This is a genomic window from Staphylococcus nepalensis, from assembly GCF_002442935.1.
Lineage (GTDB): Bacteria > Bacillota > Bacilli > Staphylococcales > Staphylococcaceae > Staphylococcus > Staphylococcus nepalensis.
The window spans coordinates 1,882,646-1,908,009 of record NZ_CP017466.1; the positions used below are offsets into that span (position 1 = coordinate 1,882,646).

Consider the following 25,364-nt stretch of genomic DNA (forward strand, 5'->3'; position numbering starts at 1 on the left):
AACTATAACGTCGACGGTTGGACGTGATCTGGTATAGGGTTTTTATAAGGATGTTTTTCTAATTTTTCCTTATGTTCTTTTTGAATAGATTTTAAAAGATTTTCATCTTTTAAAATATGCAAAGCCGTATTAGCCATAATCCTTGCAGCCCGAAACATCCCTTTAAATGCATAGGTAGATGTCCCTTGCGAAACCATTTGCCAAGTATGTAAGGGTGTTCCCATTGCTTCAGTAGTACATGTACATTGAGCTGTTGGTGCGACCCAACTCACGTCCGCTACATCAGTAGAGCCCATCATCGGTTTATCAGAAATAACGTAATCGTTAACGATACGACTTAGTCTTTGGTGGTCTAATTTATTACTGTCGCTTATAACCCCGAAACTTTGCAACATATTTTGCGCATTATCTTTTTCTGCTTGTGTTAAAGATTGCCAAATGTTTTCAGCAAAATTTAATTCATTTTCAGAATATACAATTTCTGATTCTTCTTCTTTTAAATAGTGGTACATAATTTCTTCCATTTTTCTATTAGGAGAATAATCAGAACATGCTTTATCAATTTCTATTTCACACTCAGTACCTGTCATTAAGGCTGCACCTTGAGCAATATTTTTCACTCTTTCTAACAATTCATTGGCCCCTTTTAAATTTTCAGCACGAATCAAATATAAAACTTCAGCGTTAGCTTGAACTACATTAGGCGAAATGCCACCTGTATTTGTCACAGCATAGTGTATACGATTAGTATCAGGCATATGCTCTCTTAAATAATTTACACCAACATTCATTAATTCAACAGCATCTAACGCGCTTCTTCCCAATTCTGGTGAATTTGCTGCATGTGAACTGATACCTTTAAATCGAAAATAAATTTGAAAATTAGCTAGTGATTTGTTGCTCATGATGGCATTGGCTGGTGAAGGGTGCCAGCAAAAAGCATAATCTAATGAATCAAATACACCTTCTCTAGACATAAATGTTTTACCAGAGCCGCCTTCTTCACCCGGACAACCATAATAAATGACAGTACCTGGCAAGTTATGCGACTTTAGGTACGCTTTGGTTGCAATAGCGGCCCCTAATGAACCTACACCGAGTAAATTATGACCACAGCCATGACCGTTGGTTTGTCCATCAATAGATTGTTCTTCACCAATAAGCGGTTTTTGACTTAAACCCGATAAAGCGTCAAACTCACCTAAAAAACCAATAACTGGTTTTCCATTACCATATTCTCCTTTAAAAGCAGTTTGAATGCCACCTAAATTTTGTTCAATTGCAAACCCTTCTGCTTCAAGAACCTCTAACAATTTCCCTGAAGATAAATACTCCTCAAACCGAGTTTCTGGATGTGACCATATGTATTCACTAGTTTTTGTTAACGTTGATTCTTTTTCTAAAATAATATTATTAACAAACTTTTGATGATTTGTATTATTCATAAAACCACTCCCTTTTATAAATTAATAATATGTTATCATTATAATTTATAAATAGAAAGCGTTTTCAAATATGATTTATGTCATTATCTTATAGTTTAACTAAAAATAAGGGGGGCGGGATAAAAATGAAAATACATAACAACGCTTGCTTTTCACTTTGTATTTCTTAACCTCAATCTACTTTAAAATCTATTATAATAACGTAAGTTGCTCCAATTAAAAAATGAAAAAGACGAGACAGAAATCAGTTTTTGTTAAAAGATTTCGCCATCTCGTCTACGTATCGTTGGCTAGAAATAAATGGTTTTGTTATAAATACACACTATGTCATTCGTCAACGCTCAATGTTATATAAGTCTGGAAAACGGTTGATATACCTCAGACTATTTTACATACCTTTAAAAATTAGAGGGGGGACTTGAATTTGATGCTTAACCAAGTAAGTCTTCTGATGTTGTATTAAAAAATTCTGTTAAAATTTTAACATCATGTTCTGATAACTTGGCTTGCTTGCTTTCTACACGTGCGATTAATTCAGTGCTTAAACCAGTGTTATAAATAGATGTTAAGCGATTCACTAATTCATCTACGCTTAAACCAATTGCTTCTCTATTACTTATTAAACTCATATCAAGACCTCCAACCCGTTTGTATTCACACTGTAAAATGATGATTCATTATGCTTTTATAATCATATGGAACCACATTACATATACGATTATCTATGCTGCCATTTTATATTGAGCTACTTAGTATTCAATATAACTGTATTATCTATTAAAAGCAAACACAAATTAATTCCATAATTGAAATATTTTATATTTTTATAAAAACGGTGTAAATACTTTTTGTTATAAGTTGTAATAAGTCATTTTTGTAATCATAATCAAAAATGGATTTTAAAATTGATTTACTTCACTATTTTCTAATTCAATTGTCATTGAAGATGCGTTTTTAATAAAACCGATTTTTGAATATAATGGCGCTGCTTGGCTAGAAGCTTTTAAATTTACTACACTTATATTTTCTTCTTTACATTTCGTAAGCAATTGATCTAGTACATGTTTCCCTAAACCTAATCCTCTATATGATTTAATCGTGTATACATTAGTAATGTATCCCTCAACACCAGTATAATTATCATAAGCTGGTGGGATTTGTTGAAATACAACTGCTCCTGTTGATACAATTTGTTCATTCTCTATTAAAAAAACTTGATAAATATTATTTTGCTCAAAAACATTTTCAAAATATGCTCTCATATTATCATCAATATTTTCAGTTGCTGGCATACCTTGATCTAGTAATTGTTCTTTTCTTAATTTAATAATTGTTTCTATGTCTTTTTGATTTGCAATACTCATCTCCATATCTATTACTCCTTTATAAAAAAATATGAGCAAATAAATTTACTACATATAAAAGCTATATTCAACCATTAAATTTCAAGTTTAATAAATAAAAGAATGGAGTAATCAACCCAATTAAAATTTTGTATTAAAACAAACTTAATTTAAAATAGCCATATGCTTTATAAATATATATTTATAAAGCCATTTAATATTTCACAAGCAGGCGTTTTAAGCATAGGGCAAACCTTTTATTTTTATCTCAATGAACCTAAATCATAGATAGGGTAAAGCATTTAGACATATCTAAATTAAAATTTTATCTTAAACGTTCAATAGAAGGGTATTGTATTACTTGCTTTTTGAATATCTTTCGTATAAAAATATTGCTTACCTTTACCAGTGAAGGCAGGCATTAATATCAAATTCGCTTTTGCGTTGTATAACCATTCTGGGTTGACACCAGAATTTAAAATTTCTTGAAATTCTTGAAATTCTTTATTCCAATCCAAATTTACTTTCATTATATCACCTCGATTCCCATCACGGAACACTTGTTCTTTTTTTAAAATTTAAAAAACAGAGCAAACGCTAAAATATTTACTCTGTTTATGACATATACATATTAAAATTTTCACAAATTATTTTTTAACTTTATCGACTAAATCGTTAAATTTATCTTTGGCGTTTTCTGCCGCTTCTTTCACTTTACCAGAAGTTTTATCTTCTTTACCTTCTTGTTCTAATTTTTCATTACCAACTACATTACCTGCTGTTTCTTTAAGGTTGCCTTTAACTTGTTCAAATTTACTTTCATCTGCCATGTTTCATTACCTTCTAAAAAATAATTTTGTAAACAAGATTAATTAAAATCTACCACATAAATATATAATCTAAACATAAAACAATCCAATTTCACACAATTGACAAAATTCATAAAATAAATGTACGCATATTATATTGAGTTCGTCTATACTTCGTTTCAGTTTTTATATACATATTTATATCCTTAACATTATCTTTTACTTCTTTAAAAAAGGGTTAGTTATCATATTATTATCAAATGGACAAACTGCTAACTAAGAAGTAAAAGCATAGTTAGTAAAACAGTCTATCCTTTTGTTTACCCTTAATTAAATTTTAACAACCTTAGAAACCCTTGAAAATACTGTGTTTGAACTACTTACACCGCTAAATTACATCATCATTTGAGAATTATTATGCTATTTTTACAGGTTTCTATTATTTTACAAAAAGACTGTTATATCAATATTTTCAGAGTATATTAGTGGTTATAAGTTCCATAGGTTTTTATTAATTTATAAATAATCTGCCCTTTTTTTGCCCTTAAAAATACCCACCTTAATTGGTGGGTTTATTTATGTAAAAAAATAACCACCCAGTGACATGTGTGGGTGGTTTGCGTGGGAACATTCTCAAAAGAGTTGTTCCAATAAATCATTATGTATCACAACCACTACTACACTTTATATTCGCGACTATAAAATATAGCTTATACGGTTGCGTGCCATATTTGCAGTTTCTATCTAACTGCCAAAGTCATAGTCTTATACTACCTTCAGACAAGAAGCAAGCCCACTATGGCGGGGTGAATTGTAGATACTGGACTGGAAGAAGTCACCAGTCGGGACCGATTGTTACGATACATGGTATCTCTGATGTATCTATACCTACATTATACCATAAAAAATAGGGCAAGCACATACGTGCCTACCCTAGTATAATAACGTGTTGCCAAGAAATCATAGTAATCACTTATTAACCATAGTTATAACGTAGAAAAGACAGACCCGAAAGTCCGTCTGATCCATTGTATGGTTAATAATGATCGTGCCTATAATATACAATAAAAAAGCGCCTCGCAAAGAGACGCTGAATATATTTTAAGGCCAATCACAGTGGATTGCGTGGCTTTAAAGCCTATTTATAATTTAACATATTTTTCCGTTTAATCAAATAAAAAAAGAGCAGACACGGGACAATGTGACTGCTTCTTTTTAGTAAGGTATACTTGCGTTGGTTAGCAATAGTATATTGCTTAAAATATTTATATCATAAAAAAGACAACTCGTAAAGATGCGTCAAATATAGTTCATGTTATCTATATACTAACCCACCATCAGTAAGAATAGACTGACCTGTAATATAACCAGAACCTTCTGAAGCTAAGAAAGATACTAAATTAGCTACGTCTCTTGGTTCTTGATATCTTCCTAATTTTATTGCAGAAGAAAATTCTTCGAATGCATCTCCAGGCTCCATATCATCGTTATATTTAACCATTTCTTCGTCGATACGATCCCACATCTTCGTTTTAGCAACGCCAGGACAATATGCATTAACTGTAATACCATCTTGAGCTAATTCTTTAGCCGCAGTCTGTGTAAAAGAACGAACCGCATGTTTAGTAGCTGAATATGTTCCTAACATTTCATAAGATTCATGCCCAGCAATACTACATGCATTTATAATTTTACCACCTCTATTTTGTTTTTTAAATTGCTCTGCTGCGGCCTGCGTCCCAAACACTGTACCATAAACATTTACATTAAAAAGTTTACTAAGCTGTTCTTCATCTATTTCTAAAAATGGAGAAACAGCATCTACTCCAGCGTTATTAACAAAAACGTCTATCTGACCAAACTCCGTAACTGCAAACTGTACTAATTCTTTTTGTTCTTTTTTTACCGAAACATCACTTTTGAATGCGGCAACATTAAAACCGTTGTTCTTAAATTCTTTTTCTGTTTCTAAAAGGAGTTCTTCATTAAGATCTTGTATTATTAAATTAAAACCATCATTTGCCAGTCTTTCTGCTATTCCTTTACCTAAACCACCTGCAGAACCCGTAATAACAGCTGTTTTATTCATCATAAATCATCCTCCAATATTATAATTTTTTAACTAACTTTATAATATCATATATAGTCTTTTTCATCTAAGAAAGCGCTTGTAATCTGTAACATCCTAGTTTGTAAACATAAAATTTTAAATAAAATCGGTGATTAAGCTCATATTGAATTGGCAGGTCTGTCTTAACTCCTTTATATCTTTTCTTTGAATTTCACTAAATTCAGTTTAATTTAGATTTCTTTTTTTCTTATAATAAATTATACTTAATCCTAACATAAATTCAGACAACCAAGGAGAGTGTATATGAATTACAAAAGTGAAATTAAAAAATAGGTTGGAATAAAAAAGAAGTTGCTAATAGAGTGGAAAGTTTAATCGAAGAAGAAATAATAGATACAAAAGATGAATTAACTGACGATGTATCGACAGTTATTGAAAAAGAAGACAACAACCCTGTACTTAATGAATTTTTAAATAAATAAAAACAGTCTGAGGAAAACAGACTGTTAAAAATATATCATTAAACATGTGGCAAAATGTACTAGTTTATACTAGCCAAAATTAGTATATAACAAAGACTTAATTCTGAAAAATTTATGTCAATTTTACTGACATGAAATAACCACCCAGTGACATGTTTAGGTAGTTTAATAGGTAATAATCATTATCATTTTATAATATGTACATGTGAATATATTATAACACAAAAAACACCCACTAGTTGAGTGAGTGTTTTCAAACATTTATTTTAAAAAGCCATTATATATACTTCTTCAGATTTGGCACACTTATCATTTTACTTATTTGCGTTAAATCTTGATAAGATAAGTCCAAAATAACATATCTAAATGTAATATAAGGGCGAGTATCATCATAGACCCTATATACACCAAGACTTAATTCTTCACTGGTTATATCACTATCAGAATCACTTGAAGCATCTAGGAAATTTATATACATCGCGTCTAATTGCTTATCCACGTCAATCTTTATTCTTCTTTCTGCGATCATAAATTTTGGCCTCCTTTTTACGTTCGGATTCTTTTAATTGTGTCTTACTAGTTTCAAGTATAGTAACTATGTCCATATGATTTGAATTATCTTCAGCTATAATATTATAAATCTTTGGATTTCCTTCTTCTTTAATATTACCATAAGAAGAATATTTCCACCTAACATTAGGCCCTATACTTTCTTGTGAGAAAATATAATCTGGGTCAGATACTAAATTTTCAAAAAAATCTTCATTGCCCTTAAAATGTTTTCTTTCTTCGTGTTCATTCATTACATGAAATTCCCAAGTAGTTTTCTTTAATCGCACTTCTCTATTAAGTGGATCAGTAGTACTAAAAATATAATCGTCGTTCATTAGTTACTCATCCTCAGGAGTTCTTAAAAAGTTAATTTCACTTTCAGGTAATTTACCAAAAGCACTTTCATATTTAGCAACAATGTCGCTTGTAGTATCAGCTAAATGTTTTAACGTAGCAGGACTTACCATGATGTTTAACTCTTTTTCTATTCCACGAGGTGAATTCGACCTCATAATTAAAACTCCATCATTTTTTCCTGCCATAACTTCTATAGAATTAATATATACTGTTTCTTCATCAAAAATTGTTACATCTTCTTGTTCTTCTTTATCTGTTTCTGAATAGTAATTTTCGTATGCCATTTATATACCCCTTTAAAAATATTTTTAACAATATATAAAACATTTTAATATTCCTTGGATACGAACGTATAGGCGAACATAAAAAAAAGACAGCCGAATTAACGGCTGCCTTTATTATAAGGAAGTTCCCTATTAAGGAAACAAAACAATAATATCAAATTTTATTAAGTATAACAATTATTAATTTATTCAATCTTCCTTAGGAACAGAAACTATATAGTTATAATTACGAATTTCTAGATGTCTTTCTTCTTTCAATAATCTCTTCTTCATAACTTTGTTTTATATAACTTTCCATACGTTTTTGGTTAGGTCTTAAAGTAAGCCCTAAAAACTTACGTTCTTGGTTAGCATCTTTATAGAAACTGACCATCATAACTAGAATAATAACAGAGAACGGTAAGGCAGTCATAATCGCCATATTTTGAAGGGCGTTTAAACCATTATCTCCACCTGAGAATAATAGAATAAACGCTATCAACGCTTGTGCAATACCCCAGATAACCTTAACCATTACTGACGGATTCAATGAACCATATGTAGTCTGCATTCCCAAAACAAATGTTGCCGAATCTGCAGATGTAATAAAGAATGTTGCTATTAATAGTAATGTTACAATTGATAGTAAAAATCCAAGTGGTATTTCATTAAATACACCAAACAAAGCTGTTTCTGGTGGCATATCTATAATTTTCGGGTGGTCTTTTGCTGTTTCGATACCCAATACACCGAATGCTGCAAACCATACTAAACTTACAAGTACTGGAGCTAACATAACCCCTGAAACAAATTCTCTAATTGAACGCCCTTTAGATACACGTGCGATAAATATACCAACAAATGGACTCCAACTAATCCACCATGCTAATTGGAAGAATGTCCATGAATTCAACCATTCGTTTTTTTGTGGATCTAATGGTGCTGTATCAAACATATTAAATAGTAAAGTATTTAAATATTCACCAGTAGAACTTGTTAACATGTTTAAAATTAGAACTGTTGGCCCTACGATGAAAACAAACAATAAGATAATCCCTGCTAATCCAATATTCGCATTACTTAAATATTGAATACCACGACTTAAGCCTGACCATGCGCTCGCTAAGAACAATATTGTAACAATAATGATAATAATACCTTGTGTTAGGATATTGTTTGGGATATCAAATAAATAGTTTAGACCGCCTGCGATTTGCATAGCGCCTAAACCTAGAGATACTGCTACACCACCAATCGTAGCGAAGACAGATATCACGTCAATAACCGTTCCAAGTGGACCGTCAATTTTATTCCCGAAAACTGGACGTAGTGTTTTAGAAATTAATGCTGGTTCATTTTTTCTAAATTGGAAATAAGCCAACGCTAGAGCAACTACGGCATAAACTGCCCATGCATGAAAGCCCCATTGCATGAACGCTCCTCTTAAAGCTTCTTTAAAAGCATGTGATGTTTGTGGATCTCCTGTTGGCGGTGAAGCGAAATGACTGATAGGTTCAGCTGCTCCCCAGAAAACTAAACCAATACCCATGCCAGCACTAAATAGCATTGCAAACCATGAAATAGTGTTGAATTCTGGTTTATCCCCAGGCTTACCTAATTTCAATTTACCAATTGGGCTAAATATTAAGAAAACACAGAAAAATATCATGACAGCAACAATAACCATATAATACCAACCAAAATATTCAGTTATCCAACCGGTGATATTATTCCCAATATTATTGAATTGATTAGGAAATATAGCCCCTAAAAGTACTACAATTGTGATAATTATAATACTAAAGGTAAAAACTGGCGATAATCTCTTACCACTATAGTTAGATTCGTTTTTATTCATAATTTTACCTCCCTTGAATTCAATATTATGCATAGTAACAAAGTTTTCCAAAAATTACAACTTCAGTTTAAAAAGTGAATAAAATGAATATAAAAATAGTAACAAATAAGATTATCCAACACTACGTTTTATTCAAACAGGTTTAAGTATAAAATAAAAATTACAATTATCTATGTAGAATACTTTAGAAATACAAATGCACTGGAGAGTAACAAAAAAGACACCTCATAAAGAGGTGCCCATCTTTTTTGATATAAAAACGTATCTCGAAAGAGAGTACAGTTTAAATCTAACATATCATGTCCATTCAATACTACCCTAGTTTTTCTCATTTTAGTTTTCTGTTGCTTATCTTTAGTTATATATGACACAATAATAAACATCCATAAAGCAATAAGAAAGATAATTGTATATATTTATTAGTTTATATATCAAACAATATCTGAGACTTATCAGACAAAAAAAGAAGCAATCATAAATAGTTATCTCAAAAAGAGCGAAAACTGTAATAAAAAAAAAAGACAGCCGAATTAACGACTGCCTATACACAATAAGGAAGTTTCTCTGTCTAAGAAACTAACGAAACTATATCATACAAACATAAAAAATAACCACCCAGTGACATGTGTGGGTGGTTTGCGTGGGAACATTCTCAAAAGAGTTGTTCCAATAAATCATTATGTATCACAACCACTACTACACTTTATATTCGCGACTATAAAATATAACTTATACGGTTGCGTGCCATATTTGCAGTTTCTATCTAACTGCCAAAGTCATAGTCTTATACTACCTTCAGACAAGAAGCAAGCCCACTATGGCGGGATGAATTGTAGATACTGGACTGGAAGAAGTCACCAGTCGGGACCGATTGTTACGATACATGGTATCTCTCATGTATCTATACCTACATTATACCATAAAAAATAGGGCAAGCACATACGTGCCTACCCTTGTATATTAGCTAAAATCTCCCCATGCATCACCGACACGTTGACCTTGTCCATTACTGTAACCTATAGGCATGTAGACTCTATCTCCACTACTTACCGTCCACGCAAGCCAAATGTAGCCGTCATAGTCATATACTTCATCATAGTTGATAGATTGATCATAATGTAATTGACCTGCTATAGGCCAACCCGCCCAAGGTCCATAATATCTTGTGTAGATAAAACTTTCATTACCTTTGGAATCTGTAGCCTTACATGTAAATGTAGCTTGTTCAGGTTTCCATAAGATACCGTGAGCATTTCTGCGCCATTTATTACCAACATTCTCACTTTTAGACTGTACAGGCGTTTTCTTATCTTCTTCATTTGGGATAGTTACGGTATCAGGTATGTTGTTAGGTTCTCCGATAATAAGTGTTGGGTTGTCGTAATATTTCTTAATTTCTTTAATGAAATAATTCTGCATTTCTCGTTGTTTGGCTTTGCTCGGTGCGCCTTGCTTAATCGGGTCGAAATCAACATGCAATGCCATACTTCTGTGAGGGCATGCTGTTGCAACAAATTGATTGTGCAGTTTGACCGTTTTTGTATTCGGCTCAATGCCATAATACAACATGTCAATGGCTGCTTGTTTGAATGTTGCCTGCTCGTTCATCATGAAATCTTTATTACTTGCACTCATTGACTCTTCTACTTCATAGCCTAAATAATGACCGTTGCCGTATGTGTCTGCGACATGCCACGCAACACGGTAAGTGTCAATGGCACGCCAAATCGTGAAACGATCAATATAGTAATGTGCCATGCCTGCCTCATAGCGTGCTACAGATGCGTTGCTTAAAGCATTATAATCTTGTACTGCTGTTCGGCTACCTGCTGTATTGTGAATAACTACACCGTCAATAGAGCCCACACGTTTATTCATTGTGTAGTTAATGTTGTCATTGATGACTTGTAGTTTTGTTGACTCAGTTGTTACACCTTGCTCTGCGTCCTCATAAGGCGGACGAATGACACCCCAAAACTCATCATAGTTATGGTTTTGAACAAATGCTGCAGGGCTGCCCTGATCTGATGCGTTATACCAATTTTGGTCAATGCTATCATAATAATGCTCGTTAGCAGCAACGATGATATTCGTATGCCCATATTCGCCACTATCTATAATACCTATATCGCCTTGTTGAGGGACAAAGTCATCTGTGTTCTTAATACGTTGAAACCCTTCAGGCAGTTTCTGTGTGCTTAAATCAATCGCGTTTCCTGTTGGGTGCCAATCAAAATGTTGTTTACAAAAAGCGATAATTTCGTCCATACATTGCGCGCCATGCGCACCGTCTTCGTCTATTGACTTGCCTATTTGCTTAACTGCCCAATTTACAGCGTCTTGTTTTTTCATACTCTAACCTCCTATTTCTTAGGGGCTTTAGATTCACTGCCCGCACCTAATTTATTTACGTTTTTGCCTTCACGGTTTTTGAATGTTTCCCAAATACCAGTTGCCATTAAGCCACTAATCAAACCAGCCAATAAGCGACCACCAATAGACAATTCTGAAACTATTTCAGGAATGAAGTTTGTGACACCGCCAATAACTACACCGACAAACACACCTGCAACAGGTAGCCAATTTTTAGGTACTACATTCAATTTCTTTAACACTTGTACTAATGCTATTGTGATTACTGAAATCACACCTGCAAATGCGATAATTTGTTCCATTTATAATTCCTCCTAATTAATATAAAAAGGCCGTCACTGCTCTGTGACGACCTTACTTTTTAGTTAATTGATTATTTTGATGTGTATAAAATCGGTCTTCGAATTTATCAAAACGACTATTCAAACTATCAATCTTTGAACTAACTTCTAAGATAACCTTTGTATCTTCACGTTGTTGTTTTTGTTCTTCTTTGATATCTTTTAATGAAGCATTATGATCTTCAACCTCTGATTCTATACGTGTAATTCTATTTTCATTATATTTTTTATCTTTACCTACTTTTGTAAACAGCCCCACTACAGTTACTGTTAGTGGTAAAACAGTAAAGATAATCCAATAAGTTAGTTCGCTTTCATTCAACATTGAACCTCCCACTTTCTATAAAATAAAACCACAAGCCTAAGCCTGTGGTTGTTCTGGATATTTCTCGCCGGTTATTTTTTCGTATTGTTCTTCCGTTATACAATTTTCTTCAGTATAAAAAATCACATCTTCTTTTGTATAACAATTTTTTTCATAATAACGTTTTATAGTATCAAAGTCAGGAGCATTATTTTCTTCATCAGTTAAATAAAGTTTCTTTATGATACTCGCAACATCCATTTCAATATCACTCGGTTTATATGGGTCAGGTGGATTATTCTTTTCGTATTCTTCTTTTGATGTTCCAATCCACTTTTCCCCATCGAAGTAATAAGGTTCGTATATACCTGTTGGAGGAGGTACTTCAGTCCAGTCACCCTCTGGCCATTCTTCATCATCGTTGAACAATAAATAAGTAGTTCCGTCATAATAGTTGTATATTACTTTCATAATATCCCTCCTAAATTAGATAATAATTAATTTTACCATCAGCATAAGTCGTTGTATTTTTAACATATACTGCAATTTCTCCAGTTACACCGATTTGTAAACTTAAAGGTTCGTTGTCGCTTCCACGTCCACCTACACTAAAGGTTTTTTTTGGAGCGATATTATTTGATAAAACACCTACTACATTTCTGCCCACTGCAAATGGCCCTTTAACATTTATAAATAACTCTATTTCAATCAAACCATTACCGTGTGAAATAGTTCTATAAACACTCCACTTCACTGTATCAGTCACATTGCTAAAACCATTCTTAAATGTAATATCTGTGAAAGGCGTCACACTAACACGATTATTTGCTATATCGCTATCAACTCTTGATATGAGATTGTCTGTATATACTTTAGCGTTAGATTCAGCGTTTTTCGATTTTTGCTCTATAGATGTACTTATTTCTGTGTTAGCATTTTCTAATTGTTCATCAGTATAACTTTTGCTTAAATTTAAACTTTCATTAATATCATTATTGATAGTTTTTTTGTCATTGTTATAGTCATTTAATTTAACTGCTTGATTGTTTTCGATAATCTCTATTGCGTTATTCGCTACATTGTCGACATCTGTAATCGCACCATTAAATTCACTTAAAACATTCGCTCTTTTAGTTTCAATTTGTTCTAAAGTTTCATCAAACGATTTATTAACTTCTTGTTTTTTATTATCTAACTGTGATAACCCATCATTGATAACTCGTAAAAGCGATTCTTCTGCTAAACTAATTTTACCTTCTAACTCTTGTAGTTGTTTACGCAATTGAACAACATTACCAACTTGTATGACTACTTCGTTAGGTTCGAGTGTTTCAATACCACTATCTAATATAGCAATTGTAAAATCACATACATAAACCCTATCCTCTGAACCTTTCCTTTCAATGGTCACAACAACTTTTACATCTCCTGTTTTTTCTAATTGTTCATCTGTGAGAGTGTATTCAATTGTTCCTGTGAATGGATCAACAATATTCATTTCTTGATTAATATATTTCGATTTATCGGCAAAAAATAAACTTATCATTGGACAAACATTGGGTTCTCCTAACAATAAGTTTCCATTTTCTCTATTAACTTGTAACCTTATAACAGATGTATTATTATCTGCACTATAATACGCTAGAATACCTTTACCTATAGTTGATTCTTTAGGTAGTATATTTGCCTTTAAACGTCCGATTTTTTCTAAGTTATTCATATCTTATCCTCCTAAACATTAGATATCCAGTCTTGCCAAGCATCATCTTGCTTTAACCTTCTTTTTTGTTTTTGGTTACTTAAAGGCGTTGCTATTGCCATACCACTGTGATTATCTGTTGTCATGTAAAGAACATAACACCCTGTATCCTCTGATTTATAAGGATTATCTGACGCATCTTTATCCATGTAATACCAACCACTATAAGTAATTTCAGTTATTTTATTTATATTTTTAGTTACATGATATGAATTACCAAGACGTTGACCATTAAACCATACGTCGTTTTTATCGACTTGAAATAACGGCACATTACCAACTTCTAAAGGATATGGTTTATAGCTAATAATCTCATCATTCATTGTTAATTTACCTAAATACTTATCTTCTCCGTTTTCTTTCCTTCTAATTTCAATACCATATTGATCAAACGGTGCATTTTGATATAATCTAATATGACCTAAGTTCATATCTCTCATATAAAGCACTGCACTTTCAAGGTTAGACAATTCTTTTCTTACATAGCCTACCTGTTTCATCACACTATATAAATGTTTATCACTTTCTGAAATAACTTCCTTAGATACGTATAAGAAATCTGGCACACTACGTTCAGCCGTCAATGAACTGTCGTTAGGTCTATTAATCATAGTTCCATTTACTACCGATGAAGTAGAACCTCCACCATCAAGCACATAAGCATTCGTGATGTCGTTATAATTGGCACTTAATATTTCGTAACAGTCATCAATAGATAAACCTCTGTGTTTTACATTTCTTCCTTCGGAACTTAAGAAAACATAATCGCCATTTTCACGTTGAGCAATAACTTGTCTAGGGTGGAATGTTTTTGAATCAGCATGTTGATGATAAATATCTGGTCTGTGTTCTTTATTAAGTATGATTGGATAAAACGCTGTAATAGAGTTTACTATCCCATCTTCTAACATTGTGGTAGCGCTTGTACCATTAGGGTATATTTTCATCGTTCCATCTTCTTTAAACCCTAAATGCCATCGATATGATCTATCGGTATAACTATCACTTTGATATATCTTACCGTCTTTAATTTGATTACCAATTAGATTGAAGTTAGATGTATTGAATACACTACCGTTGAAAACTGCACTTGCGTAATTTCTATCACTAAATGTTCGGGCAGTTTCTCTGTTTCCATCACCAAATTTTTCAGCAGCAAAACCATGTTTTAATTTTAATTTATTCCCTTGATTGTCATATGTCGGAACGTCCATCAAATAGTATTCCGTGTCTGTATCTCCAACTCTGTAGTGTAACTTTTGAAAATCTATATTAGGTACAAATGAAGTTGTGTTATATACATCGTTGAAATCACTCAACAAACGTTCTGATAGTAATTCGTGACTTTCACCTTCTCTGTCGACTCTTGCGTCAATAACTTCTTTTTGACCATATTCATCTGAACCCACTACCAAGTTGCTCGTACGACCACTATTGTAATTCAATTGCTTTTCTACATTTGTTTCATTATGTTTTATTTGTTTTGAATTATGAGCAGCAAATTCATTAGTACGGTGTTTTCTATCTTCAATATCTTTATTATATATTTTATTTTCTAATCTATTAAAGTTTTCTACCAACATACTTCTAAATGCTTGACCGATTTGTATAGGCAAGTCTTTTTTTAATTTCATTCACCACTACCTCCTTCATTTGTGCTTGAGCCTTTTAATTGTTCTATTTCATCTTGTAAATTTTTAACAGTCACTTCTAAACTTCCAGTTTTAGTTTTAAGTGTTTCAATAGTGTTTTTAGATGTTCCAATATTTGTATTTAATTCTGAAATTTTCGTTTTTGAATCTTCTAAAGAATTCCTTAAATTTGTATTTTCTTCTGAAACTCTATTAACTTCTTTTTGAAGATTAAAAATAACAGTAGATAAATCTTCATCTTCATTAAAATTTAAACCTTGTACCGCTTGTATATGAGTAGCTGCATAATAAGGCTCTCCATTTTCATCTAATGGATATTTAATTTCTGTTGGTTCATTCATCTATTAACACGCTCCCTATTGAATCAGATGCTAATCTAGGCATAGTAAAAGACGACCCACCAAGTGAACCGCCTTTAACTAAATTATTCATTTTTTTAATATTCCTACTGATACCTTGTTGTATTTTAATTATATCTGTTGGTGAGTTACTAAAATCGACTTCTATTGGTTCGTTTACTAACGGATGCGAAGCAGTGAGTTTAACAACTTTTAAATCTAAGTTATATCCAAGTGGTTGATGTATAAACCTTATGGTGTTGTTTTCTTTAATATCATCATGACCAATATAATGTTTTTCTTCAACGGAACCTAAGTAGTTAGTTGATACCTCGACAGTTGGTTGATCGTTGAGTTCGGCTTTTATTTTCTTAAGTAGTTCATCTTCGTCTAATGCATTATCATCAAACACTGTAGGAGCTTCTGCAAAACCAAACGCGCCCATGTTAGGTGAAGGCCATTCTGCATAAGCATGATACATGTCAGTACCTTTCAATACTGCTGTGATGTTTAATACTGTTGATTTCTCTGTACCGACATACATACAAGGTTTTGAGTTTTTATAATCAATACCAGGTTTAGCACCTCTAAATACTGCTTTGAATGTGTGTTTACCTCTTGATAAATTTCTCGAGATAACTATTTTCTCACTCGTGGCTGTTTTACTATAACATTCATATCGTCCAACCAATTCATCGTCTAAATAAACATCAAGCAAACCACCTTTAGCCATTTTCTTCAACGTCCATTCAAGTCTTTCATTGCCATGTTTACATTCAAATGTTTTTGTGTAACTTGCTCCAACTACTTCTGTTCTCCAAGTACCATCTTTGATGAAAGTACCCGAGTAACTTATATCTTTAGGTTTAACTGGATTGTAATTGTTTGTTTCAGCTTTTGTTTTCTTTTTACCATAGCCTTGAATATAAGTTTTAACATCCGTACTAGTAACTGTAGCTTGTACTTCACTTGAATTATATTTGTAGATCAATGGTATATCTGCCATTTCATAAAACGCTTCTTCATCATAGATATAAATTTTCTTATTGTCGGCAAAATAAATATAATTAAATAATTCTGCGCCTTCAGTTATGAACTCCATGCCATTCTTGTTACCTAATTCATCAATAGATACACGGTTAGTAAATTTACCTTTTATTTCATAAGTGAATCCAAGTTTATTACCTCTGAAACCAAATTCAAGATATTGTTCAAGTGTCATTGTGGGCTTGTTATCTTCATCTGTAGTTTCATCACTGTTCATTTCTTCATTTTCTAAATCTTTTTGAATATAATGGTTTTGAAACTCCATAAAAATATGTTTAGCAGTCACATCGTTAGATACAACTGCGCCATCATATTTAATAGAAGTCGATTTGATAACATATTCTTGACCTTCCCAAACTATCAACATTTCATTAAGCAAAGCATCGAATAAATCGGAATTTGAATAGGTTTTATAAATAGTGAAGTCAATTGAGCGTTCGTTATTCTTTTCATAATTAAGTTTCCAAGAACCGAAGTCATAATCTACAAGTATTTCTCCAAACGTACCCTTTTTATTCTTTAATACCATATCTTTCAATATCTTCACCTACCTATATATAAATGGGAATATCCATCGAGTCTGAACATTACCGATATTTTCTCCTGTTATTTCGATGTCATTGAAACCTTTATCCAACGTTAGCCATTGCCAATTTGTATCGATACCTACACGTTTGTTATTAATGAAAGGGTGGACACCATTTATAACCAATTGTTGATTTTTCTTGATACCTTTTTTATATTCAAATACATCTCCAGTGGTTTTATTATTAAGTTTAAAGCCTTTAGGTGCATCAATATTAACTAGTAATTTAAATTGATGTCTTAATAATGGGTTGATTGTATCTGATGAACCATTGTAAATTTTAAAAGCTGTTGTATTATGTGTGTATTTAATTTCATTATCTGATAAAACGCCACCTTCAAATTGCCAATCTCCACTAGATAAACTAAATTCACTTGTGTCTTTTAATGATTCTGAATAGCCATCTTTGACACTAAAAGTCATTTCAAAACGAGCTGTCGAAAAATCTGCATAGTCTGGGTTTATGTCTGGATTATTAACTTTATACTTTATGCCTGGATTGTCAGACGTTACGATATAATAAGGTGTTCTTTTGTAAAATATACTTCTAAGTTTTTGTTCCATTAAATTAATATCTATTTCATCGATACCATCAAAACCAAACTTAACCACTAAATTAAAAGGAGCAAATGAAGCTACACCTGGTAGCTCACCATCTACTCCTTTCATAGTTATACTGTCTTCGACTGATACAGGGTAAGAGGCTTTAGCATCAAGAAAAATAAAGTTATTTATATACTCATTGATATCCTTTGTTCCATTTTCATCAATAATTTTTAACCATCTGCCGTCTATCATCATTAACCTCCTTGATTAAAGCTAGCCATTCTCATATCTTCTCCTAAAATTTGAGAAAGGATATTCGCTGCATCTTTAGGTGAACCTTGTTTTTGATTACTTAACAGTTTGATAATTGTCTGTGTAAGTTTATTATTTTGATCATTCACTCTTACCAGCTGACTTAGCATTTTCTCAATTGTTGAATTGTCATTGTTTACTGTCACGTTCGCAGAGCCATTATCCATGCCAATCGCTGTCATTGCTTTTTCCATCAAGCCAACCGCACGATTACGTTTAGATTTATGAAGTGGAATGATAGCTTCTGCTCTATTTTTTTCACCAACCTCAGCGATTTGATGTTTAGTTACAATACCACCATTAGCGTAAGGACCACCTACACCAATTTGTTTTAGCATTCTTCCACCATATGTCTCTTTAGCATATCGCATACCTGCAATTAAGTTATCAAGTCCGTTGAATATATTTCCATGTCCACTTAACTTAAATGCGTTAAATGTACCAGGTTTAACTTGAACTAACCCTTTAGGATTACCTTCTGAACTGCCAGGTCCTACTGCTTTTGGATTGCCAGTTGATTCAGTGTTGATTTGTCTTAACCAAGCATTTGCATATGTTGATGTTTGTGGCAGACCTGCTAGACCTAATGCTTTCATTACTTCTGGTTTCCATGCTTGAACTGCTTTTGGTCCTGAATTCTTACCGCCTTTACTCTCTAATGACTCTAACCACTGCTTAGGATTGATAGCTGTATCGTTTCCAGAGTGATCACCTTTGTTTAATTGGAAGTGTAAGTGAGCTCCATTTACAAAGTTACCTGTATCACCTGATTTACCGATGACATCACCAGCACTTACTTTTTGACCTTGTTTAGCCATCTGTTCAGATAAATGCATGTACCAATTCCATAAGTTCTTACCAACCTGAACTTCAATCGATTTACCGCCACCGTAATCGTTCCAAACTTTAGAAACTTTACCGTCAGCGACAGCTTTTACTGGTGTTCCTATAGGCATACCAAAATCTATACCATAGTGGCGACCACCATTAAACATAAGCCCACCAGTGTAATGTCCAAATGTTTGCAAGATATTATCCCATGGCAACCAACTAGCATCACCATTGCCACCTTTAGCTTCTGTAAACCAGTCTTTCACTTTGTCTACTAATGAAGATTTCAAGTTTTTATAAGCAGCTTTAACTAAATTAACGGTAGCGTTATCGCCACCGCCGAAGTTGATGCCTATACTATCCATAACTTTATTCACTAATTTACCCGGATGTTTAACATATTTCCAAACATCACCGATTTTTTCACCAAGCCAAGATGCGCTATCTTTCATTTTATCTCCAACAGTTTCCATTGCATCTGCTGTTTTATCTTTGATGCCATGAGCTGTTTTAGATGCTTTATCTTTAAAACCACCAGATACATCTTTGATGCTATCAGCTATTTGTTCATATGTTTTTTTCTTCTTACTACTTTTAGAGAAACGAGGTATTTTAGTTCCTGTACCCGTTGATAAGCGTTTAGGTATTATGCCTTGTTCTTGAAGTTTGTGCGTATGCCTAGCGTTAATAACACCGTCACCTTTGCCTAATCCAACAATCGTATTTTTACCTTGTGGCGCATCAATTGAACCATCCTTACGTTGAATGAGCTCTTGTGTCCGTCCGCCCGGTCCATTACCTGGTCCTTTATCGTTAACCATTGCAACCGTAGGTTGTCTTAACCCACCATTTGAATCCGTAGAGAGCGTTGAACCGTCATAAGTACCTGTAGCTAAATGAGGTATTTTTTTTATAAGTTCGTTTTTACCCGTAATGGCTTTTGATATCTTATTAACGCCGCCAATCATACCATTCAAACCATCTACAGCTTTATTGGCAACTGTTTTACCTAAATCGCCTGCGGCTTTACCCATATCGGCACCAATGTCTTTAATCCATTGTAGCGTATCGCCCAGCCATTTTTTGAAGCCTTTATAAACAGATTCTGCTTTCTTCCAACCTTCACCAGCAATATTACCGAAACTTGTTTTAGCTTTACCCCACATGTTACTTACATTAGTTTTAACAGAACTATAAGCTTGACCGAAATATTTGCTTGTGCCTTTCCACGTAGATTTCGATTTATCCCAAGCTGTACTCGCGGTATCGGTAAATTTACCTTTTGCTTGATTATAAACACCTGTGACCTTAGTTTTAGCTTTTTCATAAGTTTCACCAAACCATTTTTTCGTACCGTCGTATGCTGATTTGGATTTATCCCACACTTTACCTGCAGCGTCTGTAAATTTATCACGCGTTTTAGTATAAACACCTGTTACTTTATCTTTCGCTGAATTGTAAGTATCTCCAAACCATTTAGATGTATTTTTCCAAATACCTTTTGTTTTATCGGTCGCAGTACCTTTAGCTTCTTCGAGTTTGTCACGGGTTGATGTCTTCACATTTTCCCAGGTATCAGATACACCTTTCGTCACTTTGCCCCAAATATTACCTGCTGTATCCCAAGCTGAATTCCAACCATTTTTGAATGATTGTTGAATATTTTGACCTTTTTCACTAAACCAACCCTTGGTATTTTCCCAACTTTCACCGAGTTTGTTAGTAATCGATGACCATAGATTACCGCCAGTTTCAAGCGCATTATTCCATCCTGATTTAATATTCGACCAAATATGACCGCCTTTTTGAGAGAACCACGTTTTAGTTTCCTCCCACTTTTCACCGAGCCAACTTGTCAATGAAGACCAGAGATTGCCTCCAATTTCAAGCGCGTCATTCCAACCTGTTTTAATATTAGACCAGATATGATGACCTTTTTGAGAAAACCATTCTTTCGTATCTTCCCATTTTTCGCCAAGCCAACCTGTTAAATAAGACCAGAGATTACCGCCCGTCTCTAAAGCATTGTTCCAGCCAGTTTTAATATTAGACCAGATGTGGCCGCCTTTTTCTGAGAACCATTCTTTCGTACTTTCCCACTTCTCAGATAACCAACCTGTTAAGGATTGCCACAAATCACCGCCGGTTTCAATCGCTGTATTCCAACCATTTTTCAAACTTGACCAGATATTGCTGCCTTTTTCAACAAACCAACCAGAAACATTTTCATAAGTCTCACCTAACCAGCCAGTTAAAGAGTTCCAAAGATCTCCGCCAGCTTCTATAGCAATATTCCAACCTTCTTTAAGGGCATCCCAGAATTCTTGACCTTGTTCAGAGAACCAACCAGTGATAGTATCAAAACCACTCTTAATATCTTCGCCAGCTTCAGAAATATTTTCTTTCCAAGAAGAAACGGCATCGCCAATATCTTCACCTATCGCTTTAAATGGGGAAGCAATCCATTCACCGATGTTCTCAAACCAACCATTAACAAGCTCTTTCCAATCCGTTTCTGTAAAGAAATCTTCAACTTTGCCCCAACCTTTTTTGAAAGCTCCAATAATTTCATCGGTTTGATCGCCTATCCAAGTGCCAATTCCAGAAGCTTGTGAACCTACATCTTGCCAAAAACTATTCCAATCATCTTTTATAAAATTTTTCGTTTTTTTATACCATTTTTCAGAATTAGAATAAACATGACCACTAGATAAATCTATGTCATCCGCTATATCTTTATTGTTCTTTTTAACTGATTTACGTATGTCACCAGTTTTGCCTTCAGCAGTATCTATCGCTTCATCATAAGCATCTTCGATTTCTCTAACTCGCTTATCGTGTTCTTTTTGATCAATTTCGCCGTAAGCAAGTAAATCATCAGCTTGAACAACATCATCTTCACGTTGTTTTTTAGCTTCTTTTTTAGCTTTTTTCTCTGCTTTGACTGCATCTTTAATAGCCTCACTTGCTTGTTGTGTATCAATAGCACCTGTGTTAGCGTTCATTCTTGATAAAATAGCTTGTTGCTCTTTTTGTCCTTTCGCAATACTTTCGGTTGTGATACGATTACGTTCATCCAATTTAGCTTTTAGGTCTTTTTCTTCTTGAGCTGTAAGTTTCCCGTCGTTAAATTGTTTTAGTTCTAATTCTTCGATTTCTTGGTTTAGCTCTTCAAGTCGTTTAATTTTTTCATCAGATGCCTCTTGATTTTTTTGAATCATATCTTGTTTTTCTTGGGCAGTAAACGCTTCACTGTTTTCAAGCATATCATTCAATTCATCGGATACTTTTTTATTACGTTTTTGAATTTGCTTTAAGGCTTCTTCTCCACCTTTTCGAACTGAAGTTTCAAGTTTTTCACGCATATCATCTGTGATTTTGCCATGATTTAGTTTGATATCTGATAAAACACGCGTTGTATCTTCTGAATACTTAACATATTTATCTAAAGCATTTTTAGTTTCTTTAGAAACGCCTTTACCTAAAACTTTAGTTGTATCGGTTGCTTTATCTGAGGCTGTACCAACTTTATCCATGAATTTTTTAAAGCCATCGCCAGCTTTTTTTAATAAATCGTCATCGTCTAAGTCTTTATAGCCTTGTTTCATTTCATCAAAGAAAGTTTCTTTGATTTTACTTCCTGTTTTCGAGAACCAACCACCTAAGTTTTTAAGTTGATCAATAGCGCCGCCACCAAACGTTTTGATGACATCAAATAAACCATCAACACCCTTTTTAAACCAGTCAACATTATTGTATGCTTTAATAAAGGCGCCACCTAATAACGTAACACCTGTAATAATCCAGCCAATTGGACCGCCCAAAATTTTAATACCATTACCTAAAACTTTACTCGCTTGACCTAATAAACTAACTTTTCCAGCTGCTTTACCTGTTGATTTACCGAAACGTCCAAATAAACCTGCAGAACCTTTAGCACTCTTACCTGACGCAGTAATTGCGCCTGCATTCGCTTTAGTTGCTCCTGCATTAATTGCAGCTTCTGCAGAGTTTTCAGCCATACGTCGATTAAGTTGTGCGTAACCACCAGCTGCTGCTTGAACCGCTCTTAATAATAGGCCTACACCTAAAGTTACGGGACCAATCGCGGCAGCTACGCCTGCAATAGCTACACCTGCTACTTTTGCACCTTTAGGTAAATCATTTAAGAAATCAACCGTTGATTTCAAACCGCCAACCATACCCGATAAAGCAGGTTGAATAGTTTCAAAAACAGATAACCCAAGCTCTTCGGCAGCTGATTTTAATTCTCTTAAACTACCACCTAAGCCTTTTTCCATTGTGTCGCCCATTTTCTTAGCCGAGCCTTCACTGTTATCAATAGATTTAGATAGTTTGTCATAGTCTTCTTGAGAAGCATTAATAACAGCCAATGCACCACTCATTGCTTCTTTACCAAATATTGTACTTGCAGTTGCAGCTTGTTGGTCCTTAGATAAACCACCCATTTTATCTCTCAATTGATCCATAACGTCACGCATTGGCAACATTTCACCTTTGCTATCTGTTATAGATATACCGAGTTCATCCATCTTGTCTTTCATGCCTGCCGTTGGTTTTGATAGGTTTGTAAACATCGTACGCAATGCTGTACCAGCTTTTTGCCCTTTGATACCCGCATTACTCATCAACCCAATAGCTGTTGAAGTATCTTCGATACTATAACCTAATGCGCCAGCTACAGGGGCAGCGTATTTAAAGCCTTCACCCATCATTTGAACATTAGTATTCGCATTTGCACTAGCTGACGCTAAGACATCCGCAAAACGGCCACTATCTTTAGCTTCAAGCCCAAATGCTGTTAATCCATCAGTAACAATATCAGAAACAGTACCTAATTCTTCACCTGATGCAGCAGCTAAATCCATAATCCCAGGCAAACCACTCATCATATCTTGCGATTTCCAACCAGCCATAGCCATGTAGTTCATAGCTTCAGCACTATCACTCGCACTGAATTTAGTAGTCGCACCCATTTCACGGGCTTTCGCTTTCAACGCGTCTAAATCTTTACCTGTAGCGCCAGAGATGGCTTGTACCTTACGCATGCCATCGTCAAATTCAACGCCAAGTTTACCTGCGTAGCCCATAGCGCCAGCAATCGGTGTTGTCACATACATAGACATATTACGTCCTACTGAACGCATATTTTGAGACATCTTGCCATACTTCTCTGACATTTTGTCTAAATGGTCTGCTTGTTTTGTATATGAGCTATTAGCAATCATTTGTTGTTTGTTCATTTGCTTTAGCTCTTGTTCAGCTTTATCAATACTTTTTTGCAAACCATTCATTGAAGCTTTTTCATTATTAACAGCTTTTTCGGCTTTCGCTAAGTCTTTTGGATAATCTTTGATTGTTTTAGAAAGTTTGTCATATTCTTTTTCTGCAGTTTTAACTGCGTCATTTGATTGTTGGTAAGAAGCTTTAACCTTTTTATTTTCTTCTGTAATGCTTTTATTAGATTGGGTTAACTTCTTAACATTTGCAGTTTCTTCTTTGTGGCTAGCAATTAATTTTTGATGGACTTCACGTTGTTGTTTGGTCGCATTAGAAGCTTGTTTAATTTGTTCAGTAGAGGCTTTGCCTGATTCTTTTAAACGTCTTTCTGCAGAACGTAAGTCATCGAGTTTTGTTTTAGCTTTGGCCTTTTCAGCACTTAATACAGATTGTTTCATTTTAGCGTTATCTAATTCCTTATTAGATTTTTTCATCTCTTGATTAGATTTACGCATCGCTTCATCTTGCTTCTTATGTGCTTCGGCAAGCTCTTTAACTTTTTGTTCTTGTTGTTTAATACTATTCGTTGCTTTTTCATAAGAACTTTTAACGTTATTTAAATTGGTTTTAGCTTGATCATACATTTTCTTTTGGACTTTCATTTTATTGTTAAGTCCTTCAATACGTGTTTGATACTTCTGTACAGATTTCTCAGCTTTGCCGAAACTAGACATATTCGCTTTCACTTCAGAACTCAATACGCCCATTTGACGTTTAAGACCTTTCATGCCTTCTTCAACGCCCGTATTATCCATGGTGTTCTTTATCGCGTAGCCTTCAATATTTTCCAATTA

At 33.8% G+C, this 25,364-nt stretch carries 20 protein-coding genes; all 20 read right to left on the bottom strand.

Annotated features, from left to right (window positions below):
* Nucleotides 1–2 precede the first annotated feature (2 nt).
* The 20 genes from BJG89_RS08870 to BJG89_RS08965 all read right to left on the bottom strand — a co-directional run bounded on the left by BJG89_RS08870 (nt 3) and on the right by BJG89_RS08965 (nt 25,361).
* A complete protein-coding gene (locus tag BJG89_RS08870) occupies nt 3–1,445 on the bottom strand; it encodes a M20 family metallopeptidase (RefSeq protein ID WP_096810195.1) in 1,443 nt (480 codons plus the stop codon).
* Between the two features lie 431 nt (nt 1,446–1,876).
* A complete protein-coding gene (locus tag BJG89_RS08875) occupies nt 1,877–2,074 on the bottom strand; it encodes a hypothetical protein (protein ID WP_096810197.1) in 198 nt (65 codons plus the stop codon).
* A gap of 270 nt (nt 2,075–2,344) precedes the next feature.
* Nucleotides 2,345–2,815, bottom strand: coding sequence for a GNAT family N-acetyltransferase (locus BJG89_RS08880; RefSeq protein ID WP_096810200.1), 471 nt, complete (start codon nt 2,813–2,815; stop codon nt 2,345–2,347).
* A gap of 311 nt (nt 2,816–3,126) precedes the next feature.
* A complete protein-coding gene (locus BJG89_RS08885) occupies nt 3,127–3,318 on the bottom strand; it encodes a hypothetical protein (RefSeq protein ID WP_096810201.1) in 192 nt (63 codons plus the stop codon).
* A 117-nt stretch (nt 3,319–3,435) separates the two neighbouring features.
* The gene (locus tag BJG89_RS08890; RefSeq protein WP_096810203.1) at nt 3,436–3,618 is read right to left on the bottom strand and encodes a CsbD family protein; all 183 of its coding nucleotides are present in this window, start codon (nt 3,616–3,618) and stop codon (nt 3,436–3,438) included.
* Between the two features lie 1,294 nt (nt 3,619–4,912).
* A complete protein-coding gene (locus BJG89_RS08895) occupies nt 4,913–5,686 on the bottom strand; it encodes an acetoin reductase (RefSeq protein ID WP_096811223.1) in 774 nt (257 codons plus the stop codon).
* 741 nt (nt 5,687–6,427) lie between these two features.
* Nucleotides 6,428–6,679 (bottom strand): hypothetical protein, encoded by a 252-nt coding sequence (locus BJG89_RS08900; protein ID WP_096810205.1) that lies wholly within the window; start codon nt 6,677–6,679, stop codon nt 6,428–6,430.
* Nucleotides 6,651–7,037: a hypothetical protein gene (locus tag BJG89_RS08905; protein WP_096810207.1), complete on the bottom strand. Its 387-nt coding sequence runs from the start codon at nt 7,035–7,037 to the stop codon at nt 6,651–6,653. The genes BJG89_RS08900 and BJG89_RS08905 overlap by 29 nt, the downstream gene beginning before the upstream one ends.
* Nucleotides 7,038–7,040: 3 nt before the next feature.
* Nucleotides 7,041–7,343, bottom strand: coding sequence for a hypothetical protein (locus tag BJG89_RS08910; RefSeq protein ID WP_096810209.1), 303 nt, complete (start codon nt 7,341–7,343; stop codon nt 7,041–7,043).
* Between the two features lie 226 nt (nt 7,344–7,569).
* The gene (locus BJG89_RS08915; RefSeq protein ID WP_096810211.1) at nt 7,570–9,180 is read right to left on the bottom strand and encodes a BCCT family transporter; all 1,611 of its coding nucleotides are present in this window, start codon (nt 9,178–9,180) and stop codon (nt 7,570–7,572) included.
* Between the two features lie 960 nt (nt 9,181–10,140).
* Nucleotides 10,141–11,532, bottom strand: coding sequence for an N-acetylmuramoyl-L-alanine amidase (locus BJG89_RS08920; protein WP_096810213.1), 1,392 nt, complete (start codon nt 11,530–11,532; stop codon nt 10,141–10,143).
* 11 nt (nt 11,533–11,543) lie between these two features.
* A complete protein-coding gene (locus BJG89_RS08925; protein ID WP_096810215.1) occupies nt 11,544–11,855 on the bottom strand; it encodes a holin in 312 nt (103 codons plus the stop codon).
* A gap of 52 nt (nt 11,856–11,907) precedes the next feature.
* Nucleotides 11,908–12,216 (bottom strand): DUF7365 family protein, encoded by a 309-nt coding sequence (locus tag BJG89_RS08930; protein ID WP_157772549.1) that lies wholly within the window; start codon nt 12,214–12,216, stop codon nt 11,908–11,910.
* A gap of 39 nt (nt 12,217–12,255) precedes the next feature.
* The gene (locus BJG89_RS14810) at nt 12,256–12,669 is read right to left on the bottom strand and encodes an XkdX family protein (RefSeq protein ID WP_232514168.1); all 414 of its coding nucleotides are present in this window, start codon (nt 12,667–12,669) and stop codon (nt 12,256–12,258) included.
* A gap of 10 nt (nt 12,670–12,679) precedes the next feature.
* Nucleotides 12,680–13,918 (bottom strand): BppU family phage baseplate upper protein, encoded by a 1,239-nt coding sequence (locus BJG89_RS08940; RefSeq protein ID WP_096810219.1) that lies wholly within the window; start codon nt 13,916–13,918, stop codon nt 12,680–12,682.
* 11 nt (nt 13,919–13,929) lie between these two features.
* The gene (locus tag BJG89_RS08945) at nt 13,930–15,591 is read right to left on the bottom strand and encodes a phosphodiester glycosidase family protein (protein WP_096810222.1); all 1,662 of its coding nucleotides are present in this window, start codon (nt 15,589–15,591) and stop codon (nt 13,930–13,932) included.
* Entirely contained in the window at nt 15,588–15,950 is a 363-nt protein-coding gene (locus BJG89_RS08950; protein ID WP_096810223.1) for a hypothetical protein, read from the bottom strand. The genes BJG89_RS08945 and BJG89_RS08950 overlap by 4 nt, the downstream gene beginning before the upstream one ends.
* The gene (locus tag BJG89_RS08955) at nt 15,943–17,532 is read right to left on the bottom strand and encodes a phage tail protein (RefSeq protein ID WP_096810225.1); all 1,590 of its coding nucleotides are present in this window, start codon (nt 17,530–17,532) and stop codon (nt 15,943–15,945) included. The genes BJG89_RS08950 and BJG89_RS08955 overlap by 8 nt, the downstream gene beginning before the upstream one ends.
* A gap of 9 nt (nt 17,533–17,541) precedes the next feature.
* Nucleotides 17,542–18,378: a phage tail domain-containing protein gene (locus BJG89_RS08960; RefSeq protein WP_096810227.1), complete on the bottom strand. Its 837-nt coding sequence runs from the start codon at nt 18,376–18,378 to the stop codon at nt 17,542–17,544.
* Between the two features lie 2 nt (nt 18,379–18,380).
* Complete coding sequence (locus tag BJG89_RS08965) at nt 18,381–25,361, bottom strand: phage tail tape measure protein (RefSeq protein WP_096810229.1); 6,981 nt, start codon at nt 25,359–25,361, stop codon at nt 18,381–18,383.
* Between the last annotated feature and the right edge of the window lie 3 nt (nt 25,362–25,364).

Coding starts and splice junctions, on each gene's coding strand:
- BJG89_RS08870 (WP_096810195.1), bottom strand. CDS start 1,445: ATGAATAATACAAATCATCAAAAGTTTGTTAATAATATTATTTTAGAA.
- BJG89_RS08875 (WP_096810197.1), bottom strand. CDS start 2,074: ATGAGTTTAATAAGTAATAGAGAAGCAATTGGTTTAAGCGTAGATGAA.
- BJG89_RS08880 (WP_096810200.1), bottom strand. CDS start 2,815: ATGGAGATGAGTATTGCAAATCAAAAAGACATAGAAACAATTATTAAA.
- BJG89_RS08885 (WP_096810201.1), bottom strand. CDS start 3,318: ATGAAAGTAAATTTGGATTGGAATAAAGAATTTCAAGAATTTCAAGAA.
- BJG89_RS08890 (WP_096810203.1), bottom strand. CDS start 3,618: ATGGCAGATGAAAGTAAATTTGAACAAGTTAAAGGCAACCTTAAAGAA.
- BJG89_RS08895 (WP_096811223.1), bottom strand. CDS start 5,686: ATGAATAAAACAGCTGTTATTACGGGTTCTGCAGGTGGTTTAGGTAAA.
- BJG89_RS08900 (WP_096810205.1), bottom strand. CDS start 6,679: ATGATCGCAGAAAGAAGAATAAAGATTGACGTGGATAAGCAATTAGAC.
- BJG89_RS08905 (WP_096810207.1), bottom strand. CDS start 7,037: ATGAACGACGATTATATTTTTAGTACTACTGATCCACTTAATAGAGAA.
- BJG89_RS08910 (WP_096810209.1), bottom strand. CDS start 7,343: ATGGCATACGAAAATTACTATTCAGAAACAGATAAAGAAGAACAAGAA.
- BJG89_RS08915 (WP_096810211.1), bottom strand. CDS start 9,180: ATGAATAAAAACGAATCTAACTATAGTGGTAAGAGATTATCGCCAGTT.
- BJG89_RS08920 (WP_096810213.1), bottom strand. CDS start 11,532: ATGAAAAAACAAGACGCTGTAAATTGGGCAGTTAAGCAAATAGGCAAG.
- BJG89_RS08925 (WP_096810215.1), bottom strand. CDS start 11,855: ATGGAACAAATTATCGCATTTGCAGGTGTGATTTCAGTAATCACAATA.
- BJG89_RS14810 (WP_232514168.1), bottom strand. CDS start 12,669: ATGAAAGTAATATACAACTATTATGACGGAACTACTTATTTATTGTTC.
- BJG89_RS08940 (WP_096810219.1), bottom strand. CDS start 13,918: ATGAATAACTTAGAAAAAATCGGACGTTTAAAGGCAAATATACTACCT.
- BJG89_RS08945 (WP_096810222.1), bottom strand. CDS start 15,591: ATGAAATTAAAAAAAGACTTGCCTATACAAATCGGTCAAGCATTTAGA.
- BJG89_RS08950 (WP_096810223.1), bottom strand. CDS start 15,950: ATGAATGAACCAACAGAAATTAAATATCCATTAGATGAAAATGGAGAG.
- BJG89_RS08960 (WP_096810227.1), bottom strand. CDS start 18,378: ATGATAGACGGCAGATGGTTAAAAATTATTGATGAAAATGGAACAAAG.